Source organism: Listeria rocourtiae subsp. hofi (assembly GCF_963575615.1).
Classification (GTDB): Bacteria; Bacillota; Bacilli; order Lactobacillales; family Listeriaceae; genus Listeria_A; species Listeria_A hofi.
Map to the genome: position 1 here is coordinate 26692 of NZ_CAUYTL010000008.1, position 17513 is coordinate 44204.

The following is a 17513-nucleotide window of genomic DNA, read 5'->3' on the forward strand; positions in this document are numbered from 1 at the left end:
ATCTATGACCTCCCTTCAAGAAAATTTTATCAAAACTACAATGCGCTTACCCGTCATTATCGTTGCAGATACTAACGATGTTCATATGCCGTGTCGTTATGAAAAGTCTCCATCACAAATATCCAAAATCCAGAAAAAGAAGTGATAGACTGCACCACTAATACTAGACTAGTATGTAATGTATGCCATATCCGAAAAATAACAAACAAAGAGGTTATAAAATGAAAAAAATTGTATGTACACTACTAACTGCAATCATGTTATGTTTTACATTTAGCCAAACTGTCTATGCCGTTGAAATAGTCGAGCGCCCAGGAAGACCGGATCCTAATAATTCTTGGGCCACTTATCTCGGTATCCCTAAACAAGATGAAATAAAAACAACTATCCAAAAAGCGCTAACCAAATCCATCCAGCGACAATTGTCCACTGTCACTTTACCAGCCGAGGTTGGTAGCGAAGTTAGTGTACCTTTGAAGCTTGATACCATTTATGAATATTTTAAGTTCGACAAAGAAAAATTGGTTCAACGGAATTCGTACTTCTGGTATATTCGCAACAATAATCATCGTGTGGTATTGGATGAGGTTAGTCTTAAAGATTTTACTATATCCCATGATGGCGGTTCTGAAATTGAAGTTACAATCACAAGCAACAAACTGTCTTCAAAAGAAAACACTACACTCACGATTAAAAGGTTGCAACCTTCAAAAAGAACAGAATACCAACTAACCATTGCCAATGCCCTTTTTGAAAGTGATGGCTATTTTAATGGTCCATGGGGTTGGTGGGATGGCACTTATGGTAATCGTATTTTAGAACCGGGGCACTGGGATACTACTCCTAACACCAGTCATGGAGGGCTAGAGGAATTTGACGATACGACACCAGTATACCACTATAGAACAACGCCTAATGGACCCACAGATGATATTCAGATGACCCTGACTGCCGAGCCCAAGGAAGAAGGAAAACTATCGCTCACCGCTCCTGAAAAACTCATGTTTAACGATATTGCTATCTCAGATCGAGAACAAATCATTCAACGGAGCATCCGCGAAAACCTTGGTTTAATTGTAACAGATGGGCGCGATATAGATAACCAAGACGATTGGTACCTTACTGCACAAGTTCAAAACCAAGATGGCAGCTTAGCCCCTTATTTAATCTATCGCGAACCCGGACAAAGCGACCAATATTTAATGGACAATGCTCGAGTATATGCACATACGAAACAAGAGAATACCCAAAGCCCTTTAGAAGTTAATATTTCGGATACATGGTCAGACGAAAGTGGTCTCTTGTTGAAAATCCCCGTTAGAAACAGCTTGAGGTCTAATCAAGCATATCAGACAACGATTACTTGGAACCTCGTTAAAGCTCCCTAGATAAACGCAAAGCACCCCAACCATCATGAAAAACTCATCAACTTACAACTGTTTTTCTATCATAATAAAGATAGAGGTATATGTTGTAAGTCGATGAGTTTTTAAGTTTCTCCAAAACCTTGAGGCACGAACTGAATCGCCATGCTTATTTATGCCATTCATTGCGCTCCAAATATGCGTATAAAACGCTACTATTTTTTATGTTAGCAGTGAAGTATAGATTGGCTACCTTCTTGTACTTAGGTTCCTATAGAAGCAGATTTACTTTATCAAGGTTTGTTATTGTTATGGAAAAACCTGTCGCGATCTTTGTTTGACCTGAGGCTGATTGCATCGTTAAGGTGTGAATATTTTCAGGTATATTATCAACTCTAAATTGACCCGTAGTACTATTTTTCCAATTAAAAGTATAGCCAGTACCATTAATGAGAACACTTGGAGCTACAGGAGAATTAATTAGAAAATTAAGGCGTCCATTTTTATCCCGTACAATGTTTTTTGCTGTAAGTACATGATCCTTGAAGTTCCATGAAAGGTCTATTAATTTTCGATCAGCTTCATTTGTTGCATCCAGTACACGACCTATCCCTTGGTTATGGGCGTTGATTCTTTTTATGGCTCCTGGCCCAGAAAGAGCCGTACCAGCCATGTCACCCAATGGCTTGTGATTCAGAATACGGTTGTTGCTAATATCCAAGTATTCTAACTTTCGTAGCGAAGTCAGTGGCATCATACCATCTGTATCAATATGATTGTTATCAACATTGAGCTTCTTGAGATTAACAGCATATTCAAGCCCTTTTAAATTGGAAATACTTGCATTCGTGGCTGTTAAGTCTGTTATATTTTCCAATTCCTCCGCTGTTATGGGAGCATCAATATTTGAATTACTATTTAAATTAAGTGCAATGGCTTTAGCTAGGTTTTGGTCTGGGAAGAAATCACTAATCTTTTTCTCTGCTTCCTTAGGACTTTGTAAACTCTGTGATGCCATTGCTGTTATTTCCCCATTTTATAGCCAGGCGATGTTAAAGTCAGTACTACTATGGTTAATAATAAAATTCCCGAACATTGAAATATTTTCATTTTTTCTCCTTCTTTCTTGTTTATTAATATTAATTTTTGGCGAATTGAAAAATTAGGAAGAGACACATCTTAAATCGATGTTAATTTATGATTTAATTAAATTTTTAATAGTCCTAATAAAACTAATATTACAAAAATGTAAGGTTATTGCCTGATAATGTAACCTTAACAACTTAAATAAATGTTTTTTTGAGGTATAATAAGGTTTATATTAACTTTTAAAAAGGGGGTACGCGTTTGCTAGTAAATGATACGAGAATTTTCTAAAGCTACGAATCCAAAGCGCCACAGCGGTAGAGCAAAGCAGATGTTCTAATCACGGTAACCTACTAAAAACAAATAAGAGAGCTAGGAAGGAAGATGGAGCGTATGAAGAAAATCAAGTATAAAGTGAATTTATTTCTATTGATTACCATAATAAGCGCAGGTTCATTCTCACTTACTTCTCCTGTAGAAGCGAGCGCGCAAAGCATGTTTAATATTAAAGAAATCCCAATTATCACAAATGTCAGTGATACACTCAATCAAGTAGGTTATTCATATTATCAAGCTAATTTAGCTGGCACTAAGCAAAGCGGAATGTATACTCTCAGTAGAGCACCAAAAAGTATAAGCACCAGCATGGACTTAGATATTGACTCTGACAGTGTACATTATGATTTAAGAGCAAATGATGTCGCTCCAGAATATGTTGGCGAAAATGTATTTCACAATGACTCACCTACTGAACAAACTTATTCAACAACAACCTATTCTAAGGCAATAACTGAAACAACGAGTACTACAACAACAAGAGGCTTTACAATTGGTGGTGATGGAAAAACATTCTCGATACCACTAATTTTTAGCGAAGGCTTGAATGCAATGGCTCAATTTAACTCTTCTAAAGCAGAAGCAACCACTAACTCGGTAACCAGAACGCTCACAGTCCCACCACAACAAGTCAAAGTACCGGCACATAAAACCTATGTAGCTGTTGTTAATCTAGAAAGAAAAGTTTTTCGGGGTTCTCTCTCTTATAAAGCGATAGGAACAAATCTTAGAACAAACATTACGGCTACAGGTATGTGGGTATCTTGGTATGGAACACCTAGCACGAGAACTTTTAATTTCAATAATAGAACAGGTGATTTATGGAATAAAATATCTTTCTCCGAGCAAAATAAAGTTCGAGGAATTACAATGAACTCAGGATCTAACTCAATAAAAATTGATGGCCAAGCTAATGTAGAAAGCGTCGTAGGTAGTAAATTGACTGTTCGTATTTATGATAAGGGTACCAAGAAATTGATGAAAACTATGGAGTTGCCAGTTATATCACGCGATAAAAGATAATATCCAATCACCTTATTTTTTAATCAAGTTTCAAAAATGCGTAAAAAGCTATCAATTAAGCTTTTTACGCGTTACTCTTTCTAGCAATTTCCTATGATCTATTGAACTTGCGAATATACAAAGAAATCAAACTCATGATACTCAATAATACTCCAAATCCTGTAGTCACTGAATTCGTGTCGTCTCCTGCTTTTGGGAGCTTATCCTTTTTCACTTTTGCTGGATTATCTGGGGATTGCCTTTCTAGCACCTTTTCATCAGCAACTGCTATTGGATAGCTACTTTTCTTATTTATAGGGATTATTTCTAAGGCCTGGCTTTTTTGAAATTTTATTGGATTATTTGGGACATTTTCAACACTGGTAGTACTATTCTCATTTCCTTTACTTCCCCCAGTAGGTGTGACGGGGTCTTTAATAATAGTTTTTGTTTTATCTTTCTTATAATGGTACGTAACTCGTTGTGCTTGGTCGGTGTAGGTTCCGGTAATCCTATTTCCCTCTTGTATCTGGCCATTTAAATCTACTGCTTGAAGTGTATACCCTGATATATTTTTTGCACTACTCTTAAAAGAATCTCCAAAAACAGCGTCTTTACCTAATATTTCTTCTTGACTTATAATTTCTTGGGAATCATCGTCAATATATTGCACAGATACTGGGGCAGCTTTCTTCCAATCGTAGCTATAGATGACAGTTTGTTCATTCGTATCGTCGAATTGGCCGGCGCCTTCAGAAACTTGGATACCATTTAGCGTAATCCCTTTCAAGTCATATCCTGTAAATGATTTTATATTTGCTTCAAAAACATCGCCCCATTTTGTTTCATCTCCGCCTAATTCTTCTTTCGCTAACACTTTACCTTTCATATCTTGATAGATAACATGTACTGGTTTAGCTTTTGTTTTAGTGTAGGAGTAGTAGACTTTGATTGTTTGATTGGGTAGAGGATATGTTCCTTTAGCATTGCTTGGCGTGTCTACTAATTCATAACGGTTGATTTCTTTAGGTTCAAAATCATAGTCTTGTCCCACTCCGCCATTTTTAACATCCACAGAGCTTATTTCCTCATTTGTATCCTTGTCGATATAGTGGAGTTCGACGGTACCACCAACATCCGGTTCATATAGGTATTTTACTTCGCTACCCGTATCGCCAAAAGTTCCCGATATATTGTCTGGTATATCTACCAAATGATAGCCCTTTATGAATTTGGGGATTGTTGCATAGTGCTCATCGTATCTGCCTGTTAAGATTTCTGCTGGCGCAATTTCTTTTTGGCTATTCTTGTTTATAAAGCGAACGTTGACTTGACCTGGGGCGTTATCTTTTTCTAAGGAGTAAATCAGTTCACTTGAATAGTCAATGTCTTTGCTATCGGAAAACCTCCCATTCTGCTCGCCTTGAATATCTTTAAGCGTAAAGTGACTATCTTTTAGTTTCGTCAAAATAGCTTGAACTGCTTTGTTTTTTTCCGATGCGTCAAATAGCTCATCATGCTTTCCGTACATTAAGTAGCTTTCATGTATGATTTTACCCTTATCGTCTTGGAAACGTGCAATAACAGGTTTACCATCATTCTTTTCATAAACAAATGTGATTTCTTGTTGTTTATCTGTTATTTGACCACTAATTGCATCTTTTTTTTGTCGGTAATGTTGTATATTAATGGCCATCTCTTTAAAACTGGAACCATAGTCTAATCCGGTTAATTTCTTATCCTCATGAATTGTTTTGCCTTCTTCATCAACATAATGAACAACTACTGGAGCACCTTTCGAAACTTTATAATGATAGACAATTTCTTGGTCGTTATCGGTCAAGTACCCCTCCTTCTTCTCACTACTATCTACAAGTGTATAAAAAGGAATTTCTTCTCTAGGAGTAACAGTATATTTATCCCCCCATTTTCCAGATATGATTTTATTATCGACTCCTGGGATAGGGGCTCCGTTTTGATCCACGTATTTTACAGTCAATGGCTTTGCCTGCTTTAGTTTGTAATTAAATGATTTTTGTTGCGGTTTCTCATCTAGTTTTAGTTCCATCTCCTCTTTACCATCTATTGTCTCATAATGTGCAATCGTTTTTGCCTTCGCTGTTATCGTCTCGCCATATTTACCCTTTAGAATATCGGGCGCGGGAGTTCCAAAAGCTTCTCGTTGCTTGTCATTTAAAGAGGATTCTGTGTTAACATGATTTATTGTTGCATTTCCGCCCGGCTCTCTTTCAAATCGATACTCTGCATTAACTTCCTCATTTCGATAGATTCCAGTTGTATTTTTTTCGCTAACATATTGGTAGTGTTGATTTTTGATATATTCTTTTTTGGCTATGTAGTCTTTCTGCACATCTTGAGTATAAGAATTACCAATTTTCCCCTTTAACGTACTTTCATTCATTATCGTTTTACCTGTATCCACATCAACATAGGAAACCTTAACTGCTCCTTCTTCGTTATCTTTTGTGACATGTACTGTGATAGATATTGGCGTGTCTAATACATCTTGAGAATATAAGGTTTGCTCTGAGCTTCCCCAAAAAACTTCTCGTTCCAGCGTGTGGAATACTGTATAGACGCTACGAACCATAAGTAAAAAGCTGGTATCGATTTTTTTATTTGTTTTAGCAGTAATCGATATAGAGCTTGGATCTGTGCTAGTAGTCCCATTACCCGGATGTTTGTAGTCAATTGACAACAGACTGTTATCAACTCCTACTGTGGAATAGATAGGATTCATGCTAATCACGTAAGCTTCTTTTTTCCAAGTGGGTCCTCCTTCACTATACTTTGTTGATTCGCCTGTCTTATAGGAAAATTTATTCGTTAATGGCGTGTCGACTGTACTAATCCTCTGTTCAGAATTATTTTGAAAAATTTGCTTCAAGTTTTTCGTTAGTTCTGCTTTTGATTCATTTTTTGCTGCCTCGATTCTTTGTTCTATAGCGGCATAGGCTATTTTGGGATCTAGAAAAAATGTGAAGAATGGGAGAATCAAAATCACGACAACAAAAATTTTTAGAAACTGCTTCATCTCAAACCTCCAATTATTTTTTATATCTGATTTATAATTTATGTAAAATTAGGAATAATATTATTATTTCTAGTTGCACTGTCACTATCAATAGGAGCGACACAAGGTAAGTTGCCCCCATCAGGTATGTAATAATATTTTTAAAACCAGTGATTATTTTCTTATTCCACTCTGTTATGTTAACATTAGTACGTAAATTTTTGTATGTACAATTAGTATTTAGCGCTAGATATTAATTGTGAATAACAACGAAGGAGGTATTAATTTGATTCCAAGCTATTTGCAAAAAGAACTAAATATTTTATTCTTTGTAATTAAAAAAAAGGATACATCACTAAGAGAAATTTCTTCATATTTAGGTATCTCTATCCAGACCGTAAAATCAAATATACTTAGAATTAATCAATCTTTTGATCAGTATCTAGATATAAAAGATTTTATTACATCAGATAATACTGGGACTATTCGTGTAAATAAGCAATATGAGAAAAAAGCCGTAGAATGTTCTTATATTTTGAAACTAAAACTGCTAAAACTGGTCGCCATATTCAATTATACTGTTTTACTTACAACAAGACCTGCAATCATGAAGCAAGAAGTTCTCGATGCATTATTTATTTCAGAGAGCTATCTCACCAAATTAACATACAAATTAAACACATTTTTGAAACCATATCATATTAAAGTAAAACTCTCCGACAACCACATTTCCCTTGAAGGTAATGAAATATTCATCAGGCTGTTTTCCTACATATTTTTACAAGACTCGTTTCAAGATTTAGAATGGCCTTTCTCCACTATAAGTATTGATGAACTTAAATCCACCCTTCCTCCAGAAGCGCTACCAAACTCTCATAATACATCGAATACGAAAGAAAGATCTTTGTATATTCTCTATGCAGTTCTGTATACTAGAATAGAAGGACACAACTTTATTAAAGAGCTTGATTCTCCTGAGACGCTATCATTCTTTGACCTTTTCCAAAATAACTTTGATATTGCGCTAATTTTTCATGAAAATAGATTTTGTAGCTTAAGTGAAATTAACAAAAAAAACGAAATAATGGTTTTCAATTTTTTTTCTAGACTGTTTCTTTCGGATACGATTCAAAGAGAGCAAGAAATCCAACTAGGAGAAATTTTTTCGATTCAAAAGCATCCTTACTGTACGCTTTCAAAAGAGATTTATACTCGCTTTTCTAGGTTAACTTCCTTGGCTTTACCAAAAGAGAAAGAGTATATTTATATCTATTATTTATCGCTTATACTTTCTTTATGTCATTTAATTGGCGATGCCTTCCATAGTTTTGTTGAACTATACATCCCGAAACTTACCGTTTATTTGCCAAAGAATGATGATTTAGCTGATGCAATAAAAGGAGAGCTTGCTCCCATCATTGAGGATGCGATTCATTTGGAAATGGTATGTAATTTTCTACATTCGTTGTTTAATGCTGAAAAAAATCCTAAAATCTATATTTATTTACAGATGACAAAGGATTTTACAGCTATGTATGTTATTGAAAATCGCTTATATGCGCTATACAATAATAACAATATTTCAATTACTAGTGATTATTCAAAAGCAGATATTGTGGTGACCGATACACTTGAAAAAGCAAAGCCAAATCAGCAAGTATTTTACTTGGATTCTACTAGAAACATGGAAAGATGGGCTGAATTAACTACTGTTATACAAAACAAATTCCGCAAAAAAATAAACATGGAAAACGGCTGGTGATTGATCCATGTTTAGCAAATATACAAGACAAATGAAGAGGGCTAGCAGGTAAAACCACGTATAATTATGGCTTTGCTTACTAGTCCATAGAAATACACCTATTCGCACTGTACGCTAACCTATCTCTCTAAGGGCCCCGTTTATGACCTAACCCCAAGGTATCTACGAAAATCATATTCATTATGTCACTTCTTCATGGTATTCAGTTTTTGTCTATCTTTACTCTGCTTATCGATTTTTCTATTTTGCCATCTCATCCATACGATAATCGGAGTAAAGACACAAAATAACATTAGTTGTATCACATTTTCAGCCGTCTCACCTATTATTGGACTAAGCCATGAAGCTATCATTATGCCTAAAAAGAAAACTAAAGTGTAGATAAAAAAATCATATTTCTTTTGTGGTTTCGTCATATTGTTTCCTTTCATTCAGTTTGTAGTTATGTTTATTAAATTATTTCCGCTTTCTAGCACGTATCAATTGAAAAAAGAACCAAAATGATCCAGATGCAACAATCACGCTACCCGATATTGATATGTAATTATTTTGCATCAAAGCACCTGCTACCTGAACAATACAACCTGTAACTAACAGCGCGGTAAATATAACTAATATTTTATTCTGCCCCATTATAACTTCCCTTACTGCGCTATATTAACAGCTATCTCACATACAACCCTTCCACCGCGCAGATGCTTTCCAAAAATTTTTTCGATCGTTCATCCTCCGCCAAACACGAAACATATAAATCCGTTATAAGTAAAATCAGCTTTAAGTCGCAAAGATAAATCGTGACTTCTGTTTTATCTCGCAAAGCTTTTTTCAAGAGCATTAATAAATCGATTTGCTTTTCTTTGCTTCTTCCTTTAAGACCTAGATTGTTTAACACTATCTTTGCTAAGCTATCCTGGTGTTTCGCTAAATATACATTTCCCATTTCCTCTGTTGGAATCTTAACAACATTGGCTCCATGATTTCGCTCTAAATCTTCACTTTCAATATATAAATCATGACTATAGCCCATTATCGTAAGTATCACTTTTAAAAATCGCTTTTCATACTTCCTATGCTCTCTTATATGTTTGCTGTTGCCATCCCTATAATAAACATTAAAATAGCTGTCATAAATATACGTATTCATCATCGGCTTTGGCAGGAAGTCTATATCAAATGTTAATTCTGTATTTTCTTCAAAAACTTCCGATAAGGCTACCTCATCGTCTGTACCTATTCTCTCAATACCTTTAACATTGTCAAATTCCTTGAAAATTTCTTTTTTTAAATCGAACACTTTTATCCCTCTTAACTTAGTTATAATTTTCAACTACGTAGTCCAGCTATATATACCAATTTCCCCAACCAAAAAGAGTCACCCACATTCTCGGTAGCTCCTTAAAATTATCTATTTTTTGTGCTATACTAGACTTTGCAAGCTTGTTTATGATGTGGTGGCAGCCTTTTTTCAATGAAAGCAGGTGATGCCGATGTTATTCTTGGTTTCTCCTAGAAAGGATTAAACATGACTGTTTTTGAAGCGCTCACACTAATGATTGCATTCGCAGCATTAGTTGTCGGCATTTTAAACAGTAAAAATGACAAAAAATAAAAACCACTCATAAGCTTGATCGGCTAGAAATGAGTAGTTTTTAATCTCATACAAGGCTGTCACCATCTTAAAAGGTGTTTGCACTAGGAAGTCATGTTAGCGCATGGCTTCCTTTTCCATTTTATTATAGCACTTTTTGAAAATATCGTCAAAGACACACTTCTTAAAGCATGCTTCTATAAAAAAGAGCCAACTTTTTTTCAACCTCGTAAAGAATACCTAGCTGTCCCACCAAACAGGATATTTGGCATATGATATTTCTATTTCCAACTACTATTTATCACGACCTCAGAATAAATGCCATCCTATGTACTAGAATATAAAGCCATAGTAACTAATATCCTCATGTGTATACACCCTTAACTACTTCGTTAATGTTTGTTGAACTAGTCCATACTCTTATTTCTTCACAAGTGGGGATATGAATATCATTAGATTTTTAATCGTCATCTTCCACAGTAAACATTAAGTCCAACAATCTATCGAAGTCATCACAAATTTTGTGCACATCACCGTGTTCTGTGTCTATGTATATAATTTCAGGCGATGATGGATTCCTGTTCTTTTATGAATGTGTCAAAAAGCATGCGTTCTGACATCGCCTTATTTCGTTTTATCACAGCAACACAAGTATGTTATAATGAAAACTAATAGCGAGTGAAAGATGGTGGCTATCCCAAACCGAAAGGGGGATGCTTATGCGAATAAGTATCTACTCTAACGAAAGGAGACGCCTTTGTGTCTGTAGCAGAAGCTTTGCAACTAGCAGTCGGTTTCGGAAGTCTTTTGATTTCCCTAATCGCTCTTGTTATTGCATTGATTAAGCTTAATAACGACCAAAAAAATAACCATCAATCGCTTGGTCGGGATTTGATGGTTAAACTATACAATCAGCCGCCGTCTTTTAACGGTACTACTGGAAGGAAGTCGTGTTAGCGCATGGCTTCCTTTTCTTGGTTTCATTATATCATTTTTTGAAGATTTCGTCAAAACCACTTCATTTCATGACGTGTTTCTTATATATTATAGTTCCTCTTTAATTCGATAAATCGTTGGGCGTGTCACACGATTCTTTTCTGCGATTTGCTTGATCGGGAGCCTTTCTTCTAATATTCGAACAATCTGATGATACACTGCCTGTTTTTGCGAATCCTTCGCATCTGCAGCATATAAAATAGGTCGACCTTTATAGACGCCTTTTTCCTTCGCAATCGCAATTCCCTGCGCTTGCCTTCTCTTACTTTCCGTTCTTTCTCGTTCCGCAATCATCGCCAGTAACTGAAGGATTAAATCCTTTACGAAACAACCTAAAAGTGGATCCCCAATTGGCTCACTTAATAACAGCATACTCATCACCATCAAAAAATCTCCTTCGCGGACAAAATCCAATGCTTTTCTAAATTCTTCGCGATTAATAAAATCAGCATAAAGCAATGAATCCAGAGTTTCTATTTAGAGTTTACCCTTATCAGACATATTTTTGGCGCACAAAAAAGCCACCGCGAAAAAGGGAGTAACCGCGACGGCCAAAAAGGGAGTTAACATTTTCACACTTCGGGGGAAAGGATGAAAATGGATTTGCTTGTTGTTAGCTTATATTTTCATATTACATCTTCAAGAAAAAAAGTAGCTGTGATCCAGATTAGAATTTCATGAAAAATAAAGACTTGCTGCCCTTGCCCAATTATTACAATTCACAGGACTTCTATTATAGATTAAAAAAATAGACAAGAACGCCGTTTATTTCAAAGAAAAAACACGCCTATTTCAGACATGTCTATATATCTTAAGTTCTGGACAAAAAAGTGCACTTATTACTTCTACACCTTGTAGAACTATTTTATTGATTTTTTCATTCCCACGATACACACAACAACCAATATAGCAAAAGAAAGTAGATCGATAGCAGTAAAATGCTCATCTTCGAAATATTCAGGTCTAAAAGATAGTATTGTCACTGCAATGTCTGTTATCACTAAGGGTATAAGTATATATTTTGAAATTCCTGCATCCCGAGCCCTTCTGACAAGCTGTGACAGAACTGGAATAAAGAGAATAACATCCACTATTATAACAACGTATGTCGGTACCATTAGAAGTAATATAGATACCATAAATATCCATAAAAATGTGTGCCAAAACTCACTACGTGTTGCCCTTCCGCTAAAATGAAAGGACCTCTTCCAAAATATTATAAATGACTCCCCAAAACTCATCCTATACCTCCTATACGCTCTCTGCTAGATAGTGTTTCAGACACTAACTCTTCTATTTTTTTATTAAACCTCATCTCTAACTCAGCCTTTCTCGCTTCATGTTACTGGTTAATAAATTTTTATCTAGCCTATTTCAAAAAGTATACCACGGAAACGTCTTGTTTCAAAATCCATTTTAGGACATTTTAAGACGTGATTTCTGTTCTTTTCTATGTGTGTCAAAAAGCATGCTTTTTGACACTCTGCTTATACGCAAAGAAAGAGCATCACTTTTCGGTGCGCCCTTTCTTTGTTATTGACACGTCTACTTTACTTACACCTGCCTAAACACTCGTGCATAAATTTTTATTCTCATTATTTTTTCGTTTCGTAGTTATCTTAGAAAATTGCATAGAATCTATAGATAAACAAAATTACGTATGCTGGAAAACATACAAACACAATGACTAAAGTTAAAATAAATTGTATTTTCCAGACTTTTGTTCCGAATTTAAAACTCCCTATAAATACAATTGATAGTATGCCACACAGTAGCAACAATAGTACCCTTAAAGTATCCAGCATATTTCCCCCTCACATTTACTAATTGATTGGCCGATTCTCAGAAAAAGAAAAATGCAAAGAACACAAATAGCAGTTCAACTGAAATCAACGCATAAACAAATGAATTAAATCTACCTTTACCATGCTTATAGGCAATAAGCGCACACACCAGCAATAGAAGCATCAGAATTGATATGACACCATTTAAATACGACATAGTTTATCCCCTTACATAGTTAAAAATAACCCATCAATCAGGTTAAAATTTCCTTTCGACAAATCGTTTAACCTTCTTATACCACTCCTCGAGATATACTTCTGGGAATCTAACTTTGTCAAAATCCAAATTTTGTAGTACTTCGATATCATACGAGTTATCCAGATATAAATCCCATTGCACTGATATCTCTTCCAATAATTCTCTTTCTTCTAATGATAGGTTATCGTTTATTGACTGTTGATTATCGTCGGCATATAGTATCTTTTCCGACCTTTCAACTAGTTCTTTACTTGTAATTACATCAGTAAGCGCTTCGTTGAGATTCGTTTTTATCAAATCCATAATACTATCCTTATCCAAATTACATCCTCCTACCATTTATAAAACAAAGAAAGGGCACCACTTTGAGTCCATGTATATGAGTCCTCACCAATGAAGCTATATTCCATGCTTTTAAATTACCATCAAAGGCATAGCAGAAACCTTCACTTATGCACTAAAATAGTACGTTGGAGTAATGTAACAGTCCCCAGTGTTATTCACTATATTATATTTTAGACAACAGGTTTGATAATCTTCATCCACTTCACGATAATATAAAGATTACCTTCGTCGTCACAACAAAAAGAATTTGCATCAATAATCTTTGCCCTAATATCATCAGGAAGACTTTTTCATTTCTATATTTTTTATAATAAAATCACTTTTATTTGGGTTTGTTTAATACTATTGAGCTAGCTTTCTAATGTTTTTAATCATAAATAGCCATGGCAAAGTCTCTTATGTCTAGACTCAGACAAAGGCTGGGATCTGTAAGAATCCCAGCCTCACTCCTTTCTATTTCATCTTTTGTAATTTTACAATGGTTAACTGTAGTGTACAAAGCTTCCTATTACGTAAAGTACATATACAACTAAAGCTATGCAAACTAAACATACAGACATTAAATTTAGAAACATGGTAAACCCTCTCCGCTTTATATATACGAAATATATGAACGAAAATATCCCCAGAATCATAAGTTGAACAATAGCTGGTATATATACATATGGGCTAAAAGTCAAACTACCACTAATGTAAATTCCAACTCCAACAATCACTATTCCAATGACACACAGCATTCCAACAGCGTTATTTAGCTTCTTACTACTAAATTTCACTGTAAATCCTGGTGCCAAAACAATAGTTAACGTTATAAAACTAATAGCTATATCAACTACAGTTATCAACAAAACTTACCACATCCTCAGTTGTCATTTAATGCCTCCTTATGGCATTAGAGCTACGCCTTAAAGCATTACTATGCTTAAGTGTATATTTTTTATTAAATTTCATTATTTTCTTCTTAGCTTTCTTAATGCCATTGTACCTTTTGCCTACAGTTTTTTGAAGATATTTTTTAGGAGACTTTACCAGCCTTTGTACATTACGACCATATTGTTTGATATTTTGCCAAGGTTTTCTTGATATAACAACTCTTCCAGCCGCTTTTCCTTTAGAAAGGAATCCCACAATTCTACCACCTGCGGTCCAAGATAATCCATTTATAGCCCCTTTCACCCCTAATTTACCTGCAGTCTTCCAAGAAAATTTCTTTCCGCTTTTTCTTGTATCTAAATAATATTTTCCTATAGATAACCCCGCACCTAAACCAGCTGCAGTTGCGTATTGCCAGAACTGTCCATCCGGATCAGTCATCATAACAGGGTTGTTACCTGCATAATTATATCCATTCATCGTTTGTGGATCGTCTTCATCGCCTGGATCTGGATCAACACTAATGAAAATACCTTGTTCTGGTTCATAGTAACGGGCTATCAGATAATACATACCAATTTCTTTGTCATACATATACCCAGCATAGCCGAATGGGTTCTGTTTTGCTTCACCAGTAATTTCATTAGCTTGTAATACATTTCCCCACGCATCATAGCTATACTCTGCAACAATATCTCCTGATTCATTCGTCAGTGCAGTAACATCTCCATGCACATTATAGTGATAGAAGACTGTTTTCGTACCAATTTTCATTGCCATTCGAATATTACTGTCGGAATAGACATATTGACGCTGAACTGTTCCCACACCGTCTGTTTCGTATAAAACATCGATACTGTCGCCATCATAATAATACTTCGTGATGCTACCATTAACTTTTTTTTCAATACGCCGATTATTATTATCATACGTATACGTTACAAAAGGTGACGTTTCACCTTTCTTCGTGATAGCTACGAGTTGGTCTGCCATATTCCATGTGTACGTGTATTTACCATCGCTGAGACGGTTGCCATTCGTGTCGTAGGTTAGTTTGTCACCATTCCATGTGGTTAACTGGTTACCATCATTATAACTCGCTTCGATGGCTTTTGTCTTGCTGGAATCCGTCACTTTTGTACGATTACCGAATCCATCGTACGTATAGGCTTTCACTGTGCCATCTGGTAATGTCTCTTTCGTGAGTTGGTTGATGGCATCATAGTCGTAACTCGTTTTACCTACTTTCTTATTGTCAATCGTGGTTCGGTTACTCGCCGCGTCATACGTGTAGCTTTCTTCAAATAAGCTATCGCCCAGCTTGTTTCCAATTTGAATCTCGCTTACTTTTTGTGTCGCATCATAGTTGAAATTGGTACCAACACCATTGCCGTTGATATACTGGTCCACATTGCCGAACTCATCGTAATCTAAGAAATAGTTTCGAGAACCATCGTTGAATTTCGTATTTTGATCTAACGCATTATAATCGTACGTTGCTTTGTAATTGTGTGCGCCGTGTGAAACAATGACTTCATTGGTTTTGTCAGTCTTCCCTTTGTTGTCTTTGCTTGGCTTATCTTTGTATGTCCAGGAGACACTGCCACCACGTTCTGTTTGTTTTGTGATACGGTCGGCGTCATCGTAGGCTTTATCGCGCACCAATCCTGTCGTTGCGTCGGTCACTTTTGTTTCATTGCCATTCGGGTCAAACTGGAAATTGAACGCGGTTTGACCATTCCATTTCACACCTGTGGCACGATCTGCAGAATCATAGATGCTTTCAATGGTGTCGCCGTTCGGTTTCGTGACTTTAGTTTGGTTCGCATTGGCGTCGTATTCGTAGCTGATTTTGCGCCCTAAGGCATCCGTGAATTGGGTGACTTTGTTGTCGCTATCGTAGGTGTAACTATTTTGTTGTTCTTTGCCATCTGCAGTGACGAATTTCTCGGTGGTATTGCTGTTGTCATCGTACTTATAGGCTACAGCTGTACCATTTGCCAAGGTCGTTTTCGTTAGTTGATTATCGGTATTATACTCGAGCTTCTTCGTATTGCCTTTTTCATCGGTTTCCGTGAGTTTGTTGCCGTAGACATCATACGTGAAGGCAGATTTCCGGTGTTCTTCGTCATAGGACGCGACCACATAATTCCCCGCGCTATCATACGTGTTCTCCGTCAACACTTCTCCGTCTATCACACGCATGTTATCAAACCAGGCCTTCCCTGTATGCTTACCGCGGAACAGCGTCCAGATTTTCAAGCGCGTAATCGGTTTATCGACGTTCACCGTCACCGCACTACGATTCCACTCATTCGTTCCGGTTGGGAATGGCGCGTAGAAAGATTTTGTCACACCGTCATTTAAGACTGCTTCGGCTAGAATCGCGTAATCGTTCGATAACTTCTCGCCGCCTGTTGTGGAACCTCTCCACCAGCTCGTCGCCATCAATTCCGTGCCATTTTCAAAACTACTGTTCAGGACAGGGTTAAAGGTTGCCGATGCTTCCCCTTTTTCGAGTTGGATATTATCAAACCACGCCGTTCCTGTCCCGCCAGTGTCTTTATTTTGCTCCACTTCTAGGAAAATATAGGCTTTTGCGGTCGTTTTCGTTGTCTTAATCGTCAACTGGCGCTTCGTCCATGGACGGTTCGCCTTGATATCACTGTAACGATTACTCTGCCATGCTTCCCCATCGGTGACACGCTTCCCTGTCGCATTCTGCAACTCGACATTAAAGAACACGTTTGTCTTTCATCTAATTATTTTACCTATGTAGAGCAGGGCTAAATTTCAGCCCTGCAATAATATTATTACTCCATAAATTTTAAAATTTCTTTCTTAGTTCTGGCGTCATGTAAAACGGATACGGTGATTCCATTATTGCTACCACAATTACTTATTCAGCTCCTAATTATCCCTCATAAAGACACTGTAAACTATATCTTTGCATTGGTTGTGTTCTAGCACGACATTGACATTATCATTATCCAGCCATTTTAGTTTATCTAAATGCTGAGAAAATATGAACGGATTAGGTATTTCGCTAACAATTTTTTCTTTCTTAACAATCTCGTTCACTTT

General features: G+C 36.3%; 11 protein-coding genes and 1 pseudogene. 5 read left to right on the top strand and 7 right to left on the bottom strand.

The genetic code is table 11. The annotated features are described in order from the left end of the window. Nucleotides 1–221: 221 nt before the first annotated feature. Nucleotides 222–1388, top strand: a complete 1167-nt coding sequence (locus tag R8925_RS05540; protein WP_430534916.1) for a hypothetical protein — start codon at nucleotides 222–224, stop codon at nucleotides 1386–1388. A gap of 247 nt (nucleotides 1389–1635) precedes the next feature. Here R8925_RS05540 and R8925_RS05545 read toward each other — a convergent pair whose 3' ends face one another. Beyond that, on the bottom strand, nucleotides 1636–2382 hold the full coding sequence (locus R8925_RS05545; protein WP_430534917.1) for a leucine-rich repeat domain-containing protein: 747 nt from the start codon (nucleotides 2380–2382) through the stop codon (nucleotides 1636–1638). 461 nt (nucleotides 2383–2843) lie between these two features. Between R8925_RS05545 and R8925_RS05550 the strand changes: the two genes are divergently transcribed. Beyond that, nucleotides 2844–3809: an ETX/MTX2 family pore-forming toxin gene (locus tag R8925_RS05550; RefSeq protein ID WP_430534918.1), complete on the top strand. Its 966-nt coding sequence runs from the start codon at nucleotides 2844–2846 to the stop codon at nucleotides 3807–3809. A gap of 91 nt (nucleotides 3810–3900) precedes the next feature. Here R8925_RS05550 and R8925_RS05555 read toward each other — a convergent pair whose 3' ends face one another. Continuing rightward, nucleotides 3901–6843, bottom strand: a complete 2943-nt coding sequence (locus R8925_RS05555) for a MucBP domain-containing protein (protein ID WP_430534919.1) — start codon at nucleotides 6841–6843, stop codon at nucleotides 3901–3903. A 265-nt stretch (nucleotides 6844–7108) separates the two neighbouring features. Here R8925_RS05555 and R8925_RS05560 point away from each other — a divergent pair, with 265 nt between their 5' ends. After that, nucleotides 7109–8584: a helix-turn-helix domain-containing protein gene (locus R8925_RS05560; protein WP_430534920.1), complete on the top strand. Its 1476-nt coding sequence runs from the start codon at nucleotides 7109–7111 to the stop codon at nucleotides 8582–8584. A gap of 664 nt (nucleotides 8585–9248) precedes the next feature. Here R8925_RS05560 and R8925_RS05565 read toward each other — a convergent pair. Continuing rightward, complete coding sequence (locus tag R8925_RS05565; protein ID WP_430534921.1) at nucleotides 9249–9878, bottom strand: hypothetical protein; 630 nt, start codon at nucleotides 9876–9878, stop codon at nucleotides 9249–9251. A gap of 255 nt (nucleotides 9879–10133) precedes the next feature. Here R8925_RS05565 and R8925_RS05570 point away from each other — a divergent pair, with 255 nt between their 5' ends. Together R8925_RS05570 and R8925_RS05575 are read left to right on the top strand one after the other, a co-directional pair. Then, nucleotides 10134–10193: a hypothetical protein gene (locus tag R8925_RS05570; protein WP_241481005.1), complete on the top strand. Its 60-nt coding sequence runs from the start codon at nucleotides 10134–10136 to the stop codon at nucleotides 10191–10193. Nucleotides 10194–10931: 738 nt separating this feature from the next. Then, the gene (locus tag R8925_RS05575) at nucleotides 10932–11129 is read left to right on the top strand and encodes a putative holin-like toxin (RefSeq protein WP_430534922.1); all 198 of its coding nucleotides are present in this window, start codon (nucleotides 10932–10934) and stop codon (nucleotides 11127–11129) included. An 87-nt stretch (nucleotides 11130–11216) separates the two neighbouring features. Here R8925_RS05575 and R8925_RS05580 read toward each other — a convergent pair whose 3' ends face one another. From R8925_RS05580 to R8925_RS05595, 4 genes and pseudogenes are all read right to left on the bottom strand, one after another. Then, nucleotides 11217–11552 (bottom strand): helix-turn-helix domain-containing protein, encoded by a 336-nt coding sequence (locus tag R8925_RS05580; protein WP_430534923.1) that lies wholly within the window; start codon nucleotides 11550–11552, stop codon nucleotides 11217–11219. Nucleotides 11553–12028: 476 nt separating this feature from the next. Continuing rightward, nucleotides 12029–12409 carry a DUF805 domain-containing protein gene (locus R8925_RS05585; RefSeq protein ID WP_430534924.1) on the bottom strand — a complete coding sequence of 127 codons (381 nt, stop codon included), beginning with the start codon at nucleotides 12407–12409 and terminating at the stop codon, nucleotides 12029–12031. 802 nt (nucleotides 12410–13211) lie between these two features. Beyond that, complete coding sequence (locus R8925_RS05590) at nucleotides 13212–13532, bottom strand: hypothetical protein (protein ID WP_430534925.1); 321 nt, start codon at nucleotides 13530–13532, stop codon at nucleotides 13212–13214. 897 nt (nucleotides 13533–14429) lie between these two features. After that, nucleotides 14430–17156: pseudogene (locus R8925_RS05595) on the bottom strand (RHS repeat domain-containing protein); the annotation flags it as partial. Nucleotides 17157–17513 lie beyond the last annotated feature (357 nt).

Excerpts from the sequence above, each read along its gene's own strand:
- R8925_RS05545 (WP_430534917.1), bottom strand. The coding sequence starts at position 2,382 with ATGGCATCACAGAGTTTACAAAGTCCTAAGGAAGCAGAGAAAAAGATT.
- R8925_RS05555 (WP_430534919.1), bottom strand. The coding sequence starts at position 6,843 with ATGAAGCAGTTTCTAAAAATTTTTGTTGTCGTGATTTTGATTCTCCCA.
- R8925_RS05540 (WP_430534916.1), top strand. The coding sequence starts at position 222 with ATGAAAAAAATTGTATGTACACTACTAACTGCAATCATGTTATGTTTT.
- R8925_RS05585 (WP_430534924.1), bottom strand. The coding sequence starts at position 12,409 with ATGAGTTTTGGGGAGTCATTTATAATATTTTGGAAGAGGTCCTTTCAT.
- R8925_RS05550 (WP_430534918.1), top strand. The coding sequence starts at position 2,844 with ATGAAGAAAATCAAGTATAAAGTGAATTTATTTCTATTGATTACCATA.
- R8925_RS05580 (WP_430534923.1), bottom strand. The coding sequence starts at position 11,552 with ATGGTGATGAGTATGCTGTTATTAAGTGAGCCAATTGGGGATCCACTT.